Annotated in this window: 14 protein-coding genes, 2 tRNA genes and 4 rRNA genes; 12 read left to right on the top strand and 8 right to left on the bottom strand. The window is 57.1% G+C overall.

Going from position 1 to position 20,062, the window contains the following annotated elements:
* Positions 1 to 20: 20 nt before the first annotated feature.
* Positions 21 to 1,199 carry a PepSY-associated TM helix domain-containing protein gene (locus tag AC1UK9_RS00735; protein ID WP_482578998.1) on the top strand — a complete coding sequence of 393 codons (1,179 nt, stop codon included), beginning with the start codon at positions 21 to 23 and terminating at the stop codon, positions 1,197 to 1,199.
* 73 nt (positions 1,200 to 1,272) lie between these two features.
* Here the strand turns inward: AC1UK9_RS00735 and rrf (AC1UK9_RS00730) are convergent.
* The 8 genes from rrf (AC1UK9_RS00730) to AC1UK9_RS00695 form a co-directional block, all read right to left on the bottom strand.
* Positions 1,273 to 1,388: ribosomal RNA gene (gene rrf, locus AC1UK9_RS00730) — 5S ribosomal RNA — on the bottom strand.
* 105 nt (positions 1,389 to 1,493) lie between these two features.
* A 5S ribosomal RNA gene (gene rrf, locus AC1UK9_RS00725) occupies positions 1,494 to 1,609 on the bottom strand.
* Positions 1,610 to 1,768: 159 nt separating this feature from the next.
* Positions 1,769 to 4,660, bottom strand: a 23S ribosomal RNA gene (locus AC1UK9_RS00720).
* Positions 4,661 to 4,896: 236 nt separating this feature from the next.
* A tRNA-Ala gene (locus AC1UK9_RS00715) sits at positions 4,897 to 4,972 on the bottom strand.
* Positions 4,973 to 5,000: 28 nt separating this feature from the next.
* Positions 5,001 to 5,077 (bottom strand) — tRNA-Ile (locus tag AC1UK9_RS00710).
* A gap of 81 nt (positions 5,078 to 5,158) precedes the next feature.
* Positions 5,159 to 6,695: ribosomal RNA gene (locus tag AC1UK9_RS00705) — 16S ribosomal RNA — on the bottom strand.
* Together the 16S, 23S and 5S rRNA genes with 2 tRNA genes alongside form the textbook arrangement of a ribosomal RNA operon.
* Positions 6,696 to 7,338: 643 nt before the next feature.
* Positions 7,339 to 8,559, bottom strand: a complete 1,221-nt coding sequence (locus AC1UK9_RS00700; RefSeq protein ID WP_473014083.1) for a CaiB/BaiF CoA transferase family protein — start codon at positions 8,557 to 8,559, stop codon at positions 7,339 to 7,341.
* A 13-nt stretch (positions 8,560 to 8,572) separates the two neighbouring features.
* Complete coding sequence (locus AC1UK9_RS00695) at positions 8,573 to 9,754, bottom strand: acyl-CoA dehydrogenase (RefSeq protein ID WP_003220420.1); 1,182 nt, start codon at positions 9,752 to 9,754, stop codon at positions 8,573 to 8,575.
* 157 nt (positions 9,755 to 9,911) lie between these two features.
* Between AC1UK9_RS00695 and AC1UK9_RS00690 the strand changes: the two genes are divergently transcribed.
* From AC1UK9_RS00690 to AC1UK9_RS00640, 11 genes are all read left to right on the top strand, one after another.
* Complete coding sequence (locus AC1UK9_RS00690; protein ID WP_482578995.1) at positions 9,912 to 10,811, top strand: LysR family transcriptional regulator; 900 nt, start codon at positions 9,912 to 9,914, stop codon at positions 10,809 to 10,811.
* A gap of 434 nt (positions 10,812 to 11,245) precedes the next feature.
* Positions 11,246 to 12,367, top strand: coding sequence for a Re/Si-specific NAD(P)(+) transhydrogenase subunit alpha (locus AC1UK9_RS00685; RefSeq protein WP_025112356.1), 1,122 nt, complete (start codon positions 11,246 to 11,248; stop codon positions 12,365 to 12,367).
* Between the two features lie 15 nt (positions 12,368 to 12,382).
* On the top strand, positions 12,383 to 12,703 hold the full coding sequence (locus AC1UK9_RS00680; RefSeq protein ID WP_003187417.1) for an NAD(P) transhydrogenase subunit alpha part 2: 321 nt from the start codon (positions 12,383 to 12,385) through the stop codon (positions 12,701 to 12,703).
* Positions 12,703 to 14,136, top strand: a complete 1,434-nt coding sequence (locus AC1UK9_RS00675) for an NAD(P)(+) transhydrogenase (Re/Si-specific) subunit beta (RefSeq protein ID WP_025112354.1) — start codon at positions 12,703 to 12,705, stop codon at positions 14,134 to 14,136. Before AC1UK9_RS00680 ends, AC1UK9_RS00675 begins: the two co-directional genes overlap by 1 nt.
* 214 nt (positions 14,137 to 14,350) lie before the next feature.
* A complete protein-coding gene (locus tag AC1UK9_RS00670) occupies positions 14,351 to 15,844 on the top strand; it encodes an acetyl-CoA hydrolase/transferase family protein (protein ID WP_025112353.1) in 1,494 nt (497 codons plus the stop codon).
* A 321-nt stretch (positions 15,845 to 16,165) separates the two neighbouring features.
* Entirely contained in the window at positions 16,166 to 16,381 is a 216-nt protein-coding gene (locus AC1UK9_RS00665; RefSeq protein WP_007962833.1) for a DUF1127 domain-containing protein, read from the top strand.
* A 255-nt stretch (positions 16,382 to 16,636) separates the two neighbouring features.
* Complete coding sequence (locus AC1UK9_RS00660; RefSeq protein WP_025112352.1) at positions 16,637 to 16,846, top strand: DUF1127 domain-containing protein; 210 nt, start codon at positions 16,637 to 16,639, stop codon at positions 16,844 to 16,846.
* A gap of 134 nt (positions 16,847 to 16,980) precedes the next feature.
* Entirely contained in the window at positions 16,981 to 17,298 is a 318-nt protein-coding gene (locus tag AC1UK9_RS00655; protein WP_025112351.1) for a DUF2388 domain-containing protein, read from the top strand.
* Positions 17,299 to 17,405: 107 nt separating this feature from the next.
* Positions 17,406 to 17,714 carry a DUF2388 domain-containing protein gene (locus AC1UK9_RS00650; protein ID WP_025112350.1) on the top strand — a complete coding sequence of 103 codons (309 nt, stop codon included), beginning with the start codon at positions 17,406 to 17,408 and terminating at the stop codon, positions 17,712 to 17,714.
* A 43-nt stretch (positions 17,715 to 17,757) separates the two neighbouring features.
* Positions 17,758 to 18,078 (top strand): DUF2388 domain-containing protein, encoded by a 321-nt coding sequence (locus AC1UK9_RS00645; protein ID WP_007911662.1) that lies wholly within the window; start codon positions 17,758 to 17,760, stop codon positions 18,076 to 18,078.
* On the top strand, positions 18,075 to 20,036 hold the full coding sequence (locus tag AC1UK9_RS00640; RefSeq protein ID WP_482578990.1) for a DUF7844 domain-containing protein: 1,962 nt from the start codon (positions 18,075 to 18,077) through the stop codon (positions 20,034 to 20,036). Before AC1UK9_RS00645 ends, AC1UK9_RS00640 begins: the two co-directional genes overlap by 4 nt.
* Positions 20,037 to 20,062: the final 26 nt, after the last annotated feature.

Below are 20,062 nucleotides of genomic sequence, written 5' to 3'. Positions count from 1 at the left end.
GTCTCTGTGGGGAAGTTTTCATGCGCGCACTTTTGGTCTTATTGCACCGCTATATCGGCCTGGCGACAGCGGTGTTTTTGCTGCTGGCCGCAATCACCGGAAGCATTCTGGCGTTCAATCATGAGCTGGATGAGTGGCTGAATCCGCAATTTTATGCAGCCTCTGCCGAGGGTCAGCGACTGCCTCCCGGGGCGTTGGTAGATGCTGTGCAAACGGCGCATCCGAGGCTGCAGGTCTGGTACATGGAATATCCGGACGAATCGGGGCATACCGCGTTATTGGCGGCTGTCCCGCGCAATAATCCGGCGACAGGCAAACCGTTTGATGAACGCAATCAGGTGTTCTATCTGGATCCGGTAAGTGCCGAGCAGAAAGGCCAACGTTACTGGGGCGAGTGCTGTTTTTCGCGGGAGAACTTCATCCCGTTCATTCTTGAGTTTCACTACAACCTGACGTTGCCTGGGAACTGGGGATTGTGGCTGATGGGCCTGGTGGCCATCGCTTGGGTGATCGATTGCTTCATCGCGCTGTGGCTGACGCTTCCACGGGGCAAGCCGTTCTGGCAGAAGTGGTCGACAGCCTGGAAGATCAAGGGTGGCCACGCTTATCGGCTCAATTTCGACCTGCATCGGGCAGGGGGACTGTGGCTGTGGTTGTTGCTCCTGCCGATTGCAATCAGCAGTGTCGCGATGAACCTGCCGAGTCAGGTATTCAAACCGGCAGTGTCGTTGTTTTCGCCCATTGAACCGAGCGTGTATGAGGCTCGCGGACGAATGCCTCCTTCCGAGTTGGGAGGTACGCAGTTAAGTTATCAACAGGCGTACGAGAGAGCATTGCAGGAGGGGAAAAGACTAGGGCTGACCGCCGCCATCGGCGAGTTGTATTACAGCTTTGAGTACAACTTCTACGGTGCAGGATTTGGGCAACACGACACTCAAGCCCATGGCAAATCCTGGTTGTTCCTTCACGGTACCGACGGGCGATTAATAGGGCAGGAAATCGCTGGAAAAGGGACGTTTGGAGAGCGCTTTTATCGATTGCAGCTGCCGATACATGGCGGCCGGATCATTGGCTTTAGCGGGCAGGTGATGATCGCGGTGTTGGGTGTTCTGATTGCGGGACTGTCAGGGACTGGCGTCTATATCTGGTGGCGCAAGTGGCGGGCTCGGCGCATCAGCAAGGCTCGCAAAGCAGTCTGAAATCTGGATTTCCGGGACGCCCGAAACGACAAAACCCCTGTCTGCGTTAGCAAACAGGGGTTTTGGAATTTAATCTTGACGATGACCTACTCTCACATGGGGAAACCCCACACTACCATCGGCGATGCATCGTTTCACTTCTGAGTTCGGGATGGGATCAGGTGGTTCCAACGCTCTATGGTCGTCAAGAAATTCTGTATCTGGCCCGTCAACACGGTAACGTGCCAGCAAAAATGGGAACTTCTACTAAAACAAAACCCCAACTGCTTTCGCAATTGGGGTTTCGGAATTTAATCTTGACGATGACCTACTCTCACATGGGGAAACCCCACACTACCATCGGCGATGCATCGTTTCACTTCTGAGTTCGGGATGGGATCAGGTGGTTCCAACGCTCTATGGTCGTCAAGAAATTCGGTGTGCCGACTCGTCTTTCGACGCTTCAGCAAATTGGGTATGCGATAGTTTGTGTGTTTCTCTCGAACTTTCGGTTCGTTTCGTCTTCACACACCGCAATCTGGTGACCTTTCGCTTTTCAGCTCAAAGCCTGCAAATTGCTTGGGTGTTATATGGTCAAGCCTCACGGGCAATTAGTATTGGTTAGCTCAACGCCTCACAGCGCTTACACACCCAACCTATCAACGTCGTAGTCTTCGACGGCCCTTCAGGGAACTCAAGGTTCCAGTGAGATCTCATCTTGAGGCAAGTTTCCCGCTTAGATGCTTTCAGCGGTTATCTTTCCCGAACATAGCTACCCGGCAATGCCACTGGCGTGACAACCGGAACACCAGAGGTTCGTCCACTCCGGTCCTCTCGTACTAGGAGCAGCCCCTCTCAAATCTCAAACGTCCACGGCAGATAGGGACCGAACTGTCTCACGACGTTCTAAACCCAGCTCGCGTACCACTTTAAATGGCGAACAGCCATACCCTTGGGACCGGCTTCAGCCCCAGGATGTGATGAGCCGACATCGAGGTGCCAAACACCGCCGTCGATATGAACTCTTGGGCGGTATCAGCCTGTTATCCCCGGAGTACCTTTTATCCGTTGAGCGATGGCCCTTCCATACAGAACCACCGGATCACTAAGACCTACTTTCGTACCTGCTCGACGTGTCTGTCTCGCAGTCAAGCGCGCTTTTGCCTTTATACTCTACGACCGATTTCCGACCGGTCTGAGCGCACCTTCGTACTCCTCCGTTACTCTTTAGGAGGAGACCGCCCCAGTCAAACTACCCACCATACACTGTCCTCGATCCGGATAACGGACCTGAGTTAGAACCTCAAAGTTGCCAGGGTGGTATTTCAAGGATGGCTCCACGCGAACTGGCGTCCACGCTTCAAAGCCTCCCACCTATCCTACACAAGCAAATTCAAAGTCCAGTGCAAAGCTATAGTAAAGGTTCACGGGGTCTTTCCGTCTAGCCGCGGATACACTGCATCTTCACAGCGATTTCAATTTCACTGAGTCTCGGGTGGAGACAGCGCCGCCATCGTTACGCCATTCGTGCAGGTCGGAACTTACCCGACAAGGAATTTCGCTACCTTAGGACCGTTATAGTTACGGCCGCCGTTTACCGGGGCTTCGATCAAGAGCTTCGCGTTAGCTAACCCCATCAATTAACCTTCCGGCACCGGGCAGGCGTCACACCCTATACGTCCACTTTCGTGTTTGCAGAGTGCTGTGTTTTTAATAAACAGTCGCAGCGGCCTGGTATCTTCGACCGGCATGAGCTTACGGAGCAAGTCCTTCACCCTCACCGGCGCACCTTCTCCCGAAGTTACGGTGCCATTTTGCCTAGTTCCTTCACCCGAGTTCTCTCAAGCGCCTTGGTATTCTCTACCCAACCACCTGTGTCGGTTTGGGGTACGGTTCCTGGTTACCTGAAGCTTAGAAGCTTTTCTTGGAAGCATGGCATCAACCACTTCGTCACCCAAAGGGTAACTCGTCATCAGCTCTCGGCCTTAAGATCCCGGATTTACCTAAGATCTCAGCCTACCACCTTAAACTTGGACAACCAACGCCAAGCTGGCCTAGCCTTCTCCGTCCCTCCATCGCAATAACCAGAAGTACAGGAATATTAACCTGTTTTCCATCGACTACGCTTTTCAGCCTCGCCTTAGGGACCGACTAACCCTGCGTCGATTAACGTTGCGCAGGAAACCTTGGTCTTTCGGCGTGGGTGTTTTTCACACCCATTGTCGTTACTCATGTCAGCATTCGCACTTCTGATACCTCCAGCAAGCTTCTCAACTCACCTTCACAGGCTTACAGAACGCTCCTCTACCGCATCACTTGCGTGATACCCGTAGCTTCGGTGTATGGTTTGAGCCCCGTTACATCTTCCGCGCAGGCCGACTCGACTAGTGAGCTATTACGCTTTCTTTAAAGGGTGGCTGCTTCTAAGCCAACCTCCTAGCTGTCTAAGCCTTCCCACATCGTTTCCCACTTAACCATAACTTTGGGACCTTAGCTGACGGTCTGGGTTGTTTCCCTTTTCACGACGGACGTTAGCACCCGCCGTGTGTCTCCCATGCTCGGCACTTGTAGGTATTCGGAGTTTGCATCGGTTTGGTAAGTCGGGATGACCCCCTAGCCGAAACAGTGCTCTACCCCCTACAGTGATACATGAGGCGCTACCTAAATAGCTTTCGAGGAGAACCAGCTATCTCCGAGCTTGATTAGCCTTTCACTCCGATCCACAGGTCATCCGCTAACTTTTCAACGGTAGTCGGTTCGGTCCTCCAGTCAGTGTTACCTAACCTTCAACCTGCCCATGGATAGATCGCCCGGTTTCGGGTCTATTCCCAGCGACTAGACGCCCTATTAAGACTCGCTTTCGCTACGCCTCCCCTATTCGGTTAAGCTCGCCACTGAAAATAAGTCGCTGACCCATTATACAAAAGGTACGCAGTCACAGAACAAAGTCTGCTCCCACTGCTTGTACGCATACGGTTTCAGGATCTATTTCACTCCCCTCTCCGGGGTTCTTTTCGCCTTTCCCTCACGGTACTAGTTCACTATCGGTCAGTCAGTAGTATTTAGCCTTGGAGGATGGTCCCCCCATATTCAGACAAAGTTTCTCGTGCTCCGTCCTACTCGATTTCATGACCAAGAGATTTTCGCGTACAGGGCTATCACCCACTATGGCCGCACTTTCCAGAGCGTTCCGCTAATCTCAAAGCCACTTAAGGGCTAGTCCCCGTTCGCTCGCCACTACTAAGGGAATCTCGGTTGATTTCTTTTCCTCAGGGTACTTAGATGTTTCAGTTCCCCTGGTTCGCTTCTTGCACCTATGTATTCAGTACAAGATAACCATCTTATGATGGTTGGGTTCCCCCATTCAGACATCTCCGGATCAAAGTCTGTTTGCCGACTCCCCGAAGCTTTTCGCAGGCTACCACGTCTTTCATCGCCTCTGACTGCCAAGGCATCCACCGTATGCGCTTCTTCACTTGACCATATAACCCCAAGCAATCTGGTTATACTGTGAAGACGACATTCGCCGAAAATTCGCGATTAAACTCACAAATTTTACCTTAGCCTGAATAAACACCAGTGAAAGTGCTATCCAGTCTATCTTTCTATCACATACCCAAATTTTTAAAGAACGATCCAGTCAAAGACTAGAAATCAACATTCACCATCATCACAATGGAATGCTCATTTCTAAGCTTTCAAACTTCAGAAGCAGTGGTGGTGGAGCCAAGCGGGATCGAACCGCTGACCTCCTGCGTGCAAGGCAGGCGCTCTCCCAGCTGAGCTATGGCCCCGTATCTCTACAGGTTTCCCACACAAAATTGGTGGGTCTGGGCAGATTCGAACTGCCGACCTCACCCTTATCAGGGGTGCGCTCTAACCAACTGAGCTACAGACCCAATTTCGGGCTGCTTCTATCGTCTTCTTCAATGAATCAAGCAATTCGTGTGGGAACTTATGGAGCAGCTGATGTCGTCGATTAAGGAGGTGATCCAGCCGCAGGTTCCCCTACGGCTACCTTGTTACGACTTCACCCCAGTCATGAATCACACCGTGGTAACCGTCCTCCCGAAGGTTAGACTAGCTACTTCTGGTGCAACCCACTCCCATGGTGTGACGGGCGGTGTGTACAAGGCCCGGGAACGTATTCACCGCGACATTCTGATTCGCGATTACTAGCGATTCCGACTTCACGCAGTCGAGTTGCAGACTGCGATCCGGACTACGATCGGTTTTGTGGGATTAGCTCCACCTCGCGGCTTGGCAACCCTCTGTACCGACCATTGTAGCACGTGTGTAGCCCAGGCCGTAAGGGCCATGATGACTTGACGTCATCCCCACCTTCCTCCGGTTTGTCACCGGCAGTCTCCTTAGAGTGCCCACCATCACGTGCTGGTAACTAAGGACAAGGGTTGCGCTCGTTACGGGACTTAACCCAACATCTCACGACACGAGCTGACGACAGCCATGCAGCACCTGTCTCAATGCTCCCGAAGGCACCAATCCATCTCTGGAAAGTTCATTGGATGTCAAGGCCTGGTAAGGTTCTTCGCGTTGCTTCGAATTAAACCACATGCTCCACCGCTTGTGCGGGCCCCCGTCAATTCATTTGAGTTTTAACCTTGCGGCCGTACTCCCCAGGCGGTCAACTTAATGCGTTAGCTGCGCCACTAAGAGCTCAAGGCTCCCAACGGCTAGTTGACATCGTTTACGGCGTGGACTACCAGGGTATCTAATCCTGTTTGCTCCCCACGCTTTCGCACCTCAGTGTCAGTATCAGTCCAGGTGGTCGCCTTCGCCACTGGTGTTCCTTCCTATATCTACGCATTTCACCGCTACACAGGAAATTCCACCACCCTCTACCATACTCTAGCTCGCCAGTTTTGGATGCAGTTCCCAGGTTGAGCCCGGGGATTTCACATTCAACTTAACGAACCACCTACGCGCGCTTTACGCCCAGTAATTCCGATTAACGCTTGCACCCTCTGTATTACCGCGGCTGCTGGCACAGAGTTAGCCGGTGCTTATTCTGTCGGTAACGTCAAAACACTAACGTATTAGGTTAATGCCCTTCCTCCCAACTTAAAGTGCTTTACAATCCGAAGACCTTCTTCACACACGCGGCATGGCTGGATCAGGCTTTCGCCCATTGTCCAATATTCCCCACTGCTGCCTCCCGTAGGAGTCTGGACCGTGTCTCAGTTCCAGTGTGACTGATCATCCTCTCAGACCAGTTACGGATCGTCGCCTTGGTGAGCCATTACCTCACCAACTAGCTAATCCGACCTAGGCTCATCTGATAGCGCAAGGCCCGAAGGTCCCCTGCTTTCTCCCGTAGGACGTATGCGGTATTAGCGTTCCTTTCGAAACGTTGTCCCCCACTACCAGGCAGATTCCTAGGCATTACTCACCCGTCCGCCGCTGAATTCAGGAGCAAGCTCCTGTCATCCGCTCGACTTGCATGTGTTAGGCCTGCCGCCAGCGTTCAATCTGAGCCATGATCAAACTCTTCAGTTCAAACATCTTTGGGTTTTTAAGAAACCCTAAACTTGGCTCAGCAATCGTTGGTTACATCTTTGATTTCTCGCGGAGTAACTTGTGATGCTGATAATCTTGTTGACTATCAGTCTGACTCCACAAGCACCCACACGAATTGCTTGATTCAGTTGTTAAAGAGCGGTTGGTTAAGATCTTTCGTCTCAACCGAGGCGCGCATTCTACAGCAGCCTCATTTGCTGTCAAGTGATTATTTTCAGAAGTTTTCGAAGATTTCTTCAACAACTTCAACCACTTGCGCTTCCGATCTCTCGTTAGCGGGAGGCGAATTCTACAGCGTTACTCGCTGTTGTCAACACCCTTTTTTCACCGCTTTCGACCGAGAAGATCGAACCGTTAAAAGCGCCAGACATGCCGACATTTTCAACTCCTTCCAGGCTTCGATGAACTGAAGCAAGCCGCTGTCGAAAACTGCGTAACTCTTTGAATCTCAAGGAGTTTTCCGTTTCGACTGCGCCGGAAGTGGGGCGAATTATAGACCTCCAGAATCTGCCGTCAACTGTTAATTTCAGTTTTCTTTCAATAACTTGCGGACAGGCTAATTAACACTCGACTCCCTCTATATAGAAGAGGGAATCAGCGCGCTTCTATATAGAAGGAACGATCAGAGCACTCCATCGTCTTTCAGCGCAGCCACCGCCCCAGCACCCAAACCCAGTACTCGCTGCAAAACCTCCAGCGTATGCTCACCCAGCAACGGCGGTGCACGACGATACTCAACTGGGGTTTGCGAGAGGCGTATCGGACTGGCCACTTGCGGCACCATGCCCGCCAACGCATGGGGCAGCTCAATCGCCAGCCCGCGTGCTTTCACTTGCGGATCCTCAAATACCTGCGCCAGATCATTGATCGGCCCACACGGCACGCCCGCCTGCTCCAACTGAGCGACCCATTGTGCGGTAGTCTTGAACACCGTTGCCTGGCGAATCAGCGGAATCAGCTCGGCACGGTTCGCCACCCGCAGCTTGTTCGTGGCAAAGCGCGGATCATCTGCCCACTGCGGCTGACCCGCCACCTCGGCGAACTTGCGGAACTGCCCGTCATTACCCACGGTGAGGATGAAGTCGCCGTCGGCCGTAGGAAAGTCCTGATAAGGCACAATGTTCGGGTGGGCATTGCCCAGCCGTTTGGGAGCATTGCCAGTGGTCAGGTAGTTCATCGCCTGGTTCGCCAGGCATGCAACCTGTACATCCAGCAGCGCCATATCGATGTGCTGGCCGCCGCCATCGTGATCCCGATGCGCCAGAGCCGCCAGGATCGCCACCGTCGAATACAGACCGGTCAGGATATCCGTCAGCGCCACCCCCACCTTTACCGGGCCAGCGCCTTCATCACCCTCGGGACGCCCAGTCAGGCTCATCAGCCCACCCAGCCCCTGGATCATGAAGTCATAACCCGCACGCTTGGCGTACGGCCCGGTCTGGCCGAATCCGGTAATCGAGCAGTAGATCAGGTCCGGATTGATCGCCTTCAGCGACCCGTAGTCCAGCCCGTACGCCGCCAGGCCACCGACCTTGAAGTTCTCGATGAGGATGTCCGACTTCGCCGCCAATTCCCGCACAAGTTTCTGCCCTTCGGGACGCGTGAAGTCGATGGTCACCGATTGCTTGTTGCGGTTGGCCGACAAGTAGTAAGCCGCCTCGCTGGTGTTCTCCCCATAAGCGTCCTTAAGGAACGGCGGCCCCCAGGCGCGAGTGTCGTCACCGTTGCCCGGGCGCTCGACCTTGATCACCTCGGCGCCAAGGTCGGCGAGTATCTGCCCGGCCCACGGCCCGGCCAATACTCGCGATAAATCCAGTACCCGCAGATGCGACAGCGCGCCCATGGTCGCTCTCCTGTTAATAGAACGCCTGCAGACCGGTTTGTGCGCGACCCAGGATCAGCGCGTGGACGTCATGGGTACCTTCATAGGTATTCACCACCTCCAGGTTAACCAGATGACGGGCCACGCCGAACTCATCGGAGATACCGTTGCCGCCCAGCATGTCACGGGCCATACGGGCGATATCCAGCGACTTGCCGCAGGAATTGCGCTTCATGATCGAGGTGATCTCGACTGCAGCGGTACCTTCATCCTTCATGCGCCCCAGGCGCAGGCAGCCTTGCAGGGCCAGAGTGATCTCGGTCTGCATGTCGGCCAGCTTCTTCTGGATCAGTTGCGTGGCAGCCAATGGGCGGCCGAACTGTTGACGATCCAGCGTGTACTGGCGCGCGGTGTGCCAGCAGAACTCGGCAGCGCCCAATGCGCCCCAAGAGATGCCATAACGTGCGGAATTAAGGCAGGTGAACGGACCTTTCAGGCCACGCACGTCAGGGAAGATGTTTTCTTCCGGCACGAATACGTTGTCCATGACGATTTCGCCGGTGATCGACGCCCGCAGGCCAACCTTGCCGTGAATCGCCGGAGCGCTCAGCCCCTTCCAGCCCTTCTCCAGAACGAAACCACGGATGTCGCCGGCATCGTCCTTGGCCCAGACCACGAACACGTCGGCGATCGGGCTGTTGGTGATCCACATCTTGGCGCCGGTCAGGCTGTAGCCGCCATCGACCTTGCGCGCACGGGTGATCATCGCACCCGGATCAGAGCCATGGTTCGGCTCGGTCAGACCGAAGCAACCGATCCATTCGCCGGATGCGAGTTTCGGCAGGTATTTCTGTTTCTGCGCTTCAGTGCCAAATTCATTGATCGGCACCATCACCAGGGAGGACTGCACGCTCATCATCGAACGGTAGCCGGAGTCGACACGCTCCACCTCGCGGGCGATCAGACCGTAGCTGACGTAGTTCAGGCCGCTGCCACCGTATTGCTCAGGGATGGTCGCGCCCAGCAGGCCGACTTCGCCCATTTCGCGGAAGATCGCCGGGTCGGTTTTCTCATGGCGGAAAGCTTCGAGGACACGTGGCGCCAGGCTCTGTTGGGCGAACTGGGCGGCGGTGTCGCGGATCATGCGCTCCTCTTCGGTGAGCTGCTGATCCAGCAGGAGGGGATCGATCCAGTTGAAGCTAGCTTTACCGCCCATGAGTGTGTCCTCGCAAATCGGTGAATTAACGTGGCATTGATCCTAGGCCGCGTTCGCCATCGCGGCAAACGAGGATTTCGCATCCTGTTGTGCTAATTTCTCACTCCGAAACGTCGCCGAATGCCTTTTATGCGGCGCATTAGTGAGGTTGACGTACATGCGCAGGAAAATCCCCAGCACCACCGCCCTGATCAGCTTCGAGGCCGCCGCTCGCCACGAGAGCTTTACCAGAGCCGCCGAAGAACTTTCCCTCACCCAAGGCGCGATTTGCCGACAGATCGCCAGCCTTGAGGACTTCCTCAGTGTGGAACTGTTCCGACGCTCGCGACGCGGGGTGAAGCTGACCGAGGCCGGTCTTTCCTACAGCCGTCGGGTCGCCACGCAACTGGATGCTGTCGAGCGCGACACGCTCTCGGTCATGGGCCAACAGGGCACCAACGTGATCGAACTGGCGGTGGTGCCGACCTTCGGCACGCAATGGCTGCTGCCAAGACTCAAGGATTTCCAGTTCAAGCACCCCGAGGTCACGGTCAACCTGACCAACCGCACGCGCCCATTCCTGTTTGCCGACACCGATTTCGACGCGGCGATCTACTTCGGCGACGCCGATTGGTCGGGTACCGAATCCCACAGGTTGATGGGCGAGAATCCGATGCCGGTGTGCAGCCCCGCCCTACTCGGCAGCAGGACGCATCTGACACCCAACGAGATCGCCGAGCTGCCGCTGCTGCAACAGACCACCCGCCCCTATGCCTGGCGCCAATGGTTCAACTCGCAGCATCTGAACATCCCCCGCGACATGACAGGCCCGCGCTACGAGCTATTCTCCATGTTGGCCCAAGCGGCCATGCACGACATGGGCATTGCGCTGATTCCACCGTTCCTGATCCAGCGCGAACTGGCCGAGAAACGCCTGGTGATCGCCAACCCGAATGCGCTCTCCAGCATCAAGGCGTATTACCTGATGATTCCGGAGCGCAAGGTCGAATCGGCATCACTCAAGGCATTTCGCGATTGGCTGGTCAATCAGGCAAACAGCTACAGCCTAGAAGGGTAAAGGCTTTCAGAGATTACTAACCCGGTAGTCAGGAAAACCAAAGCCCTACAGATATAAGTATTTGTCGCAAAATCGCAGACTGTATCCGAAAGTCGTACAGACGTCCCACAAGCGCCTGCGGACGTGGCTTTGAGCCTCTATCAACGACTCATTACTGCCTATTCACGTCACCGATGAGAATTTTTTTCAAATTCGGCCAGAATCCTTACAAGGCACGGCCTGCAAGGGATTCAGCCGGCCATCTGCGACATTCGGTCACGGGATGACTTGTAGTTAATTTTCCGTCACCCGTCATAATCCCTTGAAGGGCATAAAGTTCGCCTGCAAAATGCCGCGCCCCGCCCTGATTTGGCGGGATCGTGCTGATCGGCCGCCCCAGTCGCACCATCCGCAGTGCCTGGGTTTACTCAATAAGATCACGCAGGAGATTTGACGTGCACATTGGTGTTCCTCTCGAAACCCAGACCGGTGAAACACGGGTTGCTGCAACCCCGGAAACCATTAAGAAGCTGATCAGCCAAGGCCATAAGGTCACTGTGCAAACCGGCGCCGGCGTAAAAGCCAGTGTTGTCGACAGTGCCTATGAAGCGGCGGGCGCAACCATTGGCAGTGCCAACGATGCGTTCGGCGCCGAGCTGATTCTCAAAGTGGTCGCCCCCAGCGACGCCGAACTGGCGCTGATCAAGCGCGGCACGGTGCTGGTGGGCATGCTCAATCCGTTCAACAACGAAACCATCGCGAAGATGGCCGAGTGCGGCATTACCGCGTTCGCCCTTGAAGCGGCGCCGCGCACCTCGCGCGCGCAGAGTCTCGATGTGTTGTCGTCACAGGCGAACATTGCCGGCTACAAGGCTGTGTTGCTGGCCGCTCACTACTATCCGCGCTTCATGCCAATGTTGATGACCGCTGCGGGCACCGTGAAAGCGGCGCGCGTGCTGATTCTCGGCGCAGGTGTGGCCGGGTTGCAGGCGATTGCCACGGCGAAACGTCTGGGTGCGGTGATCGAAGCGTCTGACGTACGCCCGGCGGTGAAGGAGCAGATCGAGTCCCTCGGCGCCAAGTTCGTCGACGTCCCTTACGAGACCGACGAAGAACGCGAATGCGCAGTCGGTGTCGGCGGTTACGCGCGGCCAATGCCGGCAAGCTGGATGCAGCGTCAGGCCCAGGCCGTGCACGAACGCGCCAAGCAGGCCGACATCGTTATCACCACCGCGCTGATACCGGGCCGCAAGGCACCGACGCTGCTGAGCGCGGACACCGTGGCGCAGATGAAGCCAGGCTCGGTGGTCATTGACCTCGCGGCGGCCCAGGGCGGCAACTGCCCGCTGACCGTGGCCGATCAAGTCGTGGTCGAGAACGGCGTGACCATCGTCGGTCCGACTAACCTGGCCGGTGAAGTCGCTGCAGACGCCTCGGCGCTGTACGCACGCAACCTGCTGGACTTCCTCAAGCTGGTGTTCACCAAAGAAGGCCAGTTCGACGTCAACCTCGAAGACGACATCGTCGCCGCGTGCCTGATGTGCCGTGACGGCCAAGTCATCCGTAAAAACGCCTAAGCAGGGATTCAGACGATGGAAGAGCTTATCTCCCCCGGTATCTACAACCTGATCATCTTCGTGCTGGCGATTTATGTCGGTTATCACGTGGTCTGGAACGTTACACCTGCGCTGCACACGCCATTGATGGCCGTGACCAACGCCATCTCGGCGATCGTGATCGTCGGCGCCATGCTCGCGGCCGCACTGACCGTCACGCCGCTGGGCAAAACCATGGGCACCCTCGCGGTGGCGCTTGCGGCGGTCAACGTGTTCGGTGGCTTCCTGGTCACCCGCCGCATGCTTGAGATGTTCAAGAAGAAAGCCCCGAAAGTAAAAGAAGAGGCGCCGAAGTAATGAGCATGAATCTCGTCACGACGCTCTACCTGATCGCGTCGATCTGCTTCATCCAGGCCCTCAAAGGCCTGTCGCACCCGACCACATCGCGGCGCGGCAACCTGTTCGGCATGCTCGGTATGGCCTTGGCCATCCTGACCACTGTCGGTCTCATCTATAAGTTGGGTGCTGAGCTTGCCACTGCCGGTATCGGTTACGTGATCGTCGGCCTGCTGGTCGGCGGCACCGCCGGTTCGATCATGGCCAAGCGCGTTGAAATGACCAAGATGCCGGAACTGGTCGCCTTCATGCACAGCATGATCGGCCTCGCGGCAGTGTTCATTGCCATCGCTGCCGTGGTTGAACCGCAGTCGCTGGGTATCGTCAAGCAACTGGGCGACTCGATCCCGACGGGCAACCGTCTGGAGCTGTTCCTCGGTGCAGCTATCGGTGCAATCACCTTCTCCGGTTCGGTGATCGCCTTCGGCAAGTTGTCGGGCAAGTACAAGTTCCGTCTGTTCCAGGGCGCGCCGGTACAGTTCGCCGGTCAGCACAAGCTGAACGCCGTACTGGGCCTGGCAACGCTGGCTCTCGGCCTGACCTTCATGTTCACCGGCAACCTCAGCGCTTTCGCGCTGATGCTGGCGCTGGCGTTCGTGATGGGCGTGCTGATCATCATCCCGATCGGCGGTGCGGACATGCCGGTAGTGGTGTCGATGCTCAACAGCTATTCGGGTTGGGCAGCAGCAGGTATCGGTTTCTCGCTGAACAACTCGATGCTCATCATTGCCGGTTCGCTGGTGGGTTCGAGCGGTGCAATCCTCTCGTACATCATGTGCAAGGCGATGAACCGTTCCTTCTTTAATGTACTGCTCGGCGGTTTCGGCAACACAGCCGACGCTGGCCCGGCCGGTGCGAAAGAAGCCCGTCCGGTGAAATCCGGTTCGGCCGACGACGCGACCTTCCTGCTGACCAACGCCGACACCGTGATCATCGTCCCGGGTTACGGCCTGGCAGTGGCCCGCGCGCAGCATGCATTGAAAGAGCTGACCGAGAAGCTGACCCACCGCGGCGTGACCGTTAAGTACGCGATTCACCCGGTAGCCGGTCGTATGCCCGGGCACATGAACGTCCTGCTCGCCGAGGCCGAAGTGCCTTACGACCAGGTGTTCGAGATGGAAGACATCAACTCCGAGTTCGGCCAGGCCGACGTGGTGCTGGTGCTCGGCGCGAACGACGTGGTCAACCCGGCCGCGAAGAACGATCCGAAATCGCCGATTGCCGGCATGCCAATTCTCGAAGCGTTCAAGGCCAAGACCATCATCGTCAACAAGCGCTCGATGGCCAGCGGCTATGCCGGTCTGGACAACGAACTGTTCTACCTGGACAAGACCATGATGGTGTTCGGCGACGCGAAGAAAGTCATCGAAGACATGGTCAAAGCTGTCGAGTAATCCATCGCAGCCGGACCAGACGCCCCGACTTGTCGGGGCGTTTTTGTTTGTGCAGAGCGTCGGACAATTTGCCGCGTTGTTGCAGAACCGGTAACGGTGTTTTACTTGAAACCCGCTAAATAGACGCCTCGTTTGCGACCTTGGTAGCGGGACAGGCGCCCGCGAAATTCACTAGACTGCGCATCCTGCTACTCGCTTCCCGAGAAAATAATCCATGTACCGTGACCGTATTCGCCTGCCTTCGTTGTTGGATAAAGTGATGAGCGCCGCCGACGCTGCTGCGCTGATTGAAGACGGCATGACCGTCGGCATGAGCGGCTTCACCCGCGCCGGCGAAGCCAAGGCCGTCCCTCACGCACTGGCCGAGCGAGCGAAGGTCACGCCGCTGAAAATCAGCCTGATGACCGGCGCCAGCCTGGGCAACGATCTCGACAAGCAACTGACCGAGGCCGGCGTGCTGTCGCGCCGCATGCCGTTCCAGGTCGACAGCACCTTGCGCAAGGCGATCAACGCCGGCGAAGTGATGTTTATCGACCAGCACCTGTCGGAAACCGTCGAACAATTGCGCAACCAGCAATTGAAACTGCCGGACATCGCGGTAATCGAAGCCGTGGCCATCACCGAACAGGGCCATATCGTGCCGACCACTTCGGTGGGCAACTCGGCAAGCTTCGCGATTTTCGCCAAGCAAGTGATCGTCGAGATCAATCTGGCGCACAACGCCAACCTCGAAGGCCTGCATGACATCTATATCCCGACCTACCGCCCGACCCGCACGCCGATCCCGTTGGTAAAGGTCGACGACCGCATCGGCAGCACCGCGATTCCGATTCCACCTGAAAAGATCGTGGCCATCGTCATCACGCAACAGGCAGATTCGCCGTCCACGGTGTCGACTCCGGATGTCGACACCAACGCCATTGCCGAGCACCTGATCACGTTCTTCAAGCAGGAGGTCGATGCCGGACGCATGACCAACAAGCTCGGCCCGTTGCAGGCCGGGATCGGCAACATCGCCAACGCGGTGATGTGCGGTCTGATCGATTCGCCGTTCGAAGACCTGACCATGTACTCCGAAGTGCTGCAGGACTCGACCTTCGACCTGATCGATGCGGGCAAGCTGAGCTTTGCCTCGGGCAGTTCGATCACCCTGTCGGAGCGGCGCAACAGCGACGTGTTCGGCAACCTGGAAAAGTACAAGGACAAATTGGTGCTGCGTCCGCAGGAGATCTCCAACCATCCGGAAGTGGTGCGCCGTCTCGGCATCATCGGCATCAATACCGCGCTGGAGTTCGATATCTACGGCAACGTCAACTCCACCCACGTCTGTGGCACGCGGATGATGAATGGCATTGGTGGTTCCGGCGACTTCGCGCGCAACGCGCACCTGGCGGTGTTCGTGACCAAGTCGATCGCCAAGGGCGGGGCGATTTCCAGCGTGGTGCCGATGGTCAGCCACGTCGACCACACCGAACATGATGTCGACATTCTGGTGACCGAAGTCGGTCTGGCTGACCTGCGCGGCCTGGCACCGCGCGAGCGCGCCCGGGTGATCATCGACAACTGCGTGCATCCCGACTACCGCCAGGCGCTGAATGACTACTTCGCTGCCGCCTGCGCCATCGGTGGTCATACCCCGCACATCTTGCGGGAAGCCCTGAGCTGGCACATGAACCTGGAAGAAACCGGGCGCATGCTCGCGGTGTAATTCGCACAGTCGAACCGCTGATGCAAACACAGTTTGTGTCAGCGGTTTTTTTCACACGCCTCACCTGGAAAAAACTGTACTGCTGTACTGGTCATTTCCTACAGCATTTACCTACTCCTGCCCTCGGATTGAGTAAAACTGCACCAGTTAAGTGCAGACAGGTACAGTTTGCTCAATTTTGACCCGTACACCCCCTATAAACAGTTAACTGGTCACTCACAATACAGTTGAACTGTATCTAGAGAGACTAGGCAAACGAGAGGATCATGGGCACCAGTTAAACCACTACCTGATCCCGCCACAAGCGGAAGGATGTCAACCATGGAACGTACACTCAGTTCCGAACTGTTCTTCGAAGACAAAGCTGCAAAAAACCAGGCTTCCCTGCCTCTGCGCGTTATCGCCAACCTGATGTTGTGGCAGCGCCGCATCTCCAGCCGCCACCAACTGGCTCGTCTGGATTCGCGTCTGCTGGCTGACGCTGGTATCAGCGAAGCACAACGCTACGAAGAGCTGAGCAAGCCGTTCTGGCGCTAAGCAGCGTCGCTGGCTCTGGTCGTCAGACCCACCGCCAGCAACCCGAATTGAACACACAAGACCCGTCGCGGGAAACCGCGACGGGTCTTGTCGTTTCAGGGTTCTAAACGGCCCGTACAGCCACTCGCCAGAACAACAGGTACAGTTTTAGAATAACCAAATCTGAACCAGTACAATTTCCCCTCGGTGTATCTGCTTCCAAAATTGCATTCGGCGCAGCATGTCCTTGACCCCTCTCGGCTCAAGGAATACGCCATGAAAGACTTACAGGATGTTTCAGCAATTTCGATTCAGCCACTCGTTCGCCAGCACCCGCTGCGGCGCCTGCTGCGTGGCGTGTGGCACGCACTGGAGCGCGCCAGGACACGACGCCTGCTGGCTCAGCTTGATCAGCGCGACCTCGCGGATCTGGGCCTCAGCCATGCCGATCGGCTCAACGAACTGGAGAAACCCTTCTGGCGCTAGCACTCTGCCCACTGTCCGAACACCGCGCGCCGGCCTAATATCCACGGCAGAACGTGGCGAATCTTCTGTAACCCGCGTCTGATTCATCAGACACAAGCCACCTCTCAATACGGTTTACCTTCAGGAGATACACCATGTCCCGTCTTCGCCTGCTCAGCGCTGCCGCCTTGCTGGCCGTGGCAGCCAACGCCAGTGCCTCCAGTTTCATCGTGACCACCGACGCCGTAGTTGGCGCGCTGAAGTCCTCTTCGGACGCCACTTCCGACGTCAGCTCTTCGCTGCGTGACAACAAAGTCGTGCTCGCTGCCCGTGACGATGCTGCCAGCTTCGTTGCCAGCGAAGGCCAGATCCGTGGCGTGAAACTGGAAAGTGCCCTAGACCTCATCCGCCATCAGGCACCGCAGCTGAAAGCAACCGACACACAGCTGGCGCAAGCCATCCTGGCGATCTGATCCAACGCTGCTGGAAGGGGCACGCCAGTCGTGTCCCGATGTTTCGCCACTGGCTCTGGCCCGGGCATTACGCTAGCCTTGGGACTCGTTAACCGTTATCGAGTCCCATGCGTTTTCTGACCAATCTGCTTATTCCTTCCGCCTTGATCAGCGCCTGCTGGGCGACGTCGGTCGATGCCTTTGATGTCACCACACAAAACACCGTCGTCAGCCTTTGGGCCACCGGCATGGTGTCTTCCGCACCATTCGACCGTAAACTGATCCTCGCCGCTCACGATGATGCGGCGGCGTTTGTTGCCAGTGACGGTCAATTGCGCGGCGCGCAGCTCGAATCCGCACTGCATTACCTGCGCAAATCCCGACCAAAACTTCATGTCAGCGACCTTGAACTGGCACAGGCAATTCTCGTCCAATAGTTATCCCAGTCCTTCGTTATCATTGCCCCTCCGGAGTCGTTCCATGCGTAGCCCGCTGATTGCTGCCGCCCTTGGCCTGTTTTTGTTGGCCGACGTGGCCCAGGCGCACACCCTGGTAGCCACCAGTAACATCATCGTTCGTGCCTCCCAGCGCACCATCGATTTCACCTCCGATACCACCACGTCGATTCGCGATTCGAAAATCATCCGCGAAGCTCACGACGATGCGGCCAGCTTCGTTGCCACCAACGGCGATATCCGTGGTGCGCACCTGGAAGCCGCCCTCAATACCTTGCGCACGCGTGTACCCGAAGCCCGCGATGCGAGTGATCAGGTGCTCGCCGAAGCCATCCTCGCACTGTGAAGTCAATCGGCGCCTGGCTGCTGGCCGGGGCATTGTTGCTGCTTGGCAACAGCGCCCACGCCAGCTTGCAATTGCGGCTCAAGACCGACGGCCTGAGCCCCGCTCAACAGCAAGCCAGCCAGGCGTTGCTCGATGAAGCGATGCAGAAGCTGCCTCCCAGCTTTGTCGAACAGCTGGACCGGCGCATCGATGTCGGCTGGACCGACGACATGCCCGGCAATGCTTACGGCCAGGCGACCCTGGTCGCCGAACTCGACCTGAACCGCAAACTGCTCGCCAGCCTCACCGACGGCAGCGCGGCCAAAGAGCAAACCAATCGCCCCCACGGCACGGTCCGCCAGGAACTGCTGGCAACGGTGCTACACGAACTCACCCACATTTATGACCGCGCACGTCTGTGGCCCGCGGCCGAACGCACGATGATCCAGCGCTGCACCCGTCGCAGCAACAGCGCCGGCCTGGTCGGCATTCCCGATGAATGTCGCGGACAGACCGAACGGCGCTTCACCCTCAGCGATGACCCGCGCCTGCTCGACCTCGCCGGTTGGCAACAATACGTCGGGCGCCGGGGCGAACGTGAACAGCACAACCGCCAAGTGGCCCGCAGCCCCGACCTGTACGAAATCTCCAGCCCGAAAGAGTTTGTCGCGGTCAACATGGAGTATTTCCTCCTCGACTCGAGCTACGCCTGCCGCCGTCCGGCGCTCTATCGCTACTACAAGGAACGCTTCGGCTGGGCTCCTCCGGTCAAGGACACCTGCAGCAACACCTTCGCCTTTCTCAATGCCGGCAACGACTTCGCCAAACAGCCACTGGGGCAGGTCGATCCGGAGCGGGTGTATGCCGTCGACTACTTGCTGGCCGAGGCCAACCAGAACTGGGTCAGCCGCTGGGGCCACAGCATGTTGCGCCTGGTGATCTGTGCTCCGGGTCGACCACGCGGCCCGGATTGCCGGCTCGACCTGGATCAGCACCTGGTGCTGTCCTATCGCGCCTTTGTCGGTGACGTGCAGCTGTCGAGCTGGGACGGGCTGGTGGGCAAATACCCGTCACGGCTGTTCGTGCTACCGCTGGCCCAGGTGATCGACGAGTACACCAAGACTGAACTGCGCAGCCTCGCGTCAGTGCCGCTGAACCTGTCGCGCACCGAGATTGAAGAGGTGGTCGAACACGCCGCCGAGATGCACTGGAGCTACGACGGCAACTACTTCTTCCTGTCCAACAACTGTGCCGTGGAAAGCCTCAAGCTGTTGCGCAGCGGCAGCAACAACAAGCAGCTTATCGGCCTGGACAGCATCATGCCCAACGGCCTGCTGGAAGTGATGAAAGGCCGCGGACTGGCCGACACCAGCGTACTGGACAACCCCAAGGAAGCCCTGCGCCTGGGCTATCGCTTCGACTCGTTCCGCGATCGCTATCAGGCGATGTTCGATGTGTTGAAGAAGCAGTTGCCGATCAAACAAACCACCGTCGAGGACTGGCTGTCATTGTCTGCCGAAGAACGCCGACAATGGTTCGAGCGTGCGGACCTGCGCACCAGTGCCGCGTTGCTGCTGCTGGAACAGGCGAGCTATCGCCGCCAGTTGCTGCTGGCCCAGGATGAGGTCAAGCAGCGCTACCTCGGCGCCCGGGAGCTGGAAAACGGTGGCATGGACAAGGCCAACGCGACCCTGCAGGAAATTCTCGCCAACAGCGGCTTCCTCAGCCGTCCGGCAGAACTGCTCGACAGCCGTGGCTACGGCCTGCCGCAGCCGAGCGAGTTCAAGCGCCTGCAAGACGAAAGCAGCCAACGCCAGAAACAACTGCTGGCGCTGAGCGGCGATCTGGACAAGGAGGTGCGCAAGTTGCTGGAACCCAAGCGTGCGGCCGAGATTGCCGCCAGCGAAGCCAATGTGAAGCAGATTGGTGAACATCTGCGCAAACTGCACAAGGCATCCGGCGGGCTTGAGTTGCCCTGAAAAAAAGATCGCAGCCCTGGGGCTGC

This window comes from Pseudomonas sp. AK-TSAG1-1 (assembly GCF_056821665.1).
This window is presented reverse-complemented; position numbering and strand designations above follow the sequence as displayed.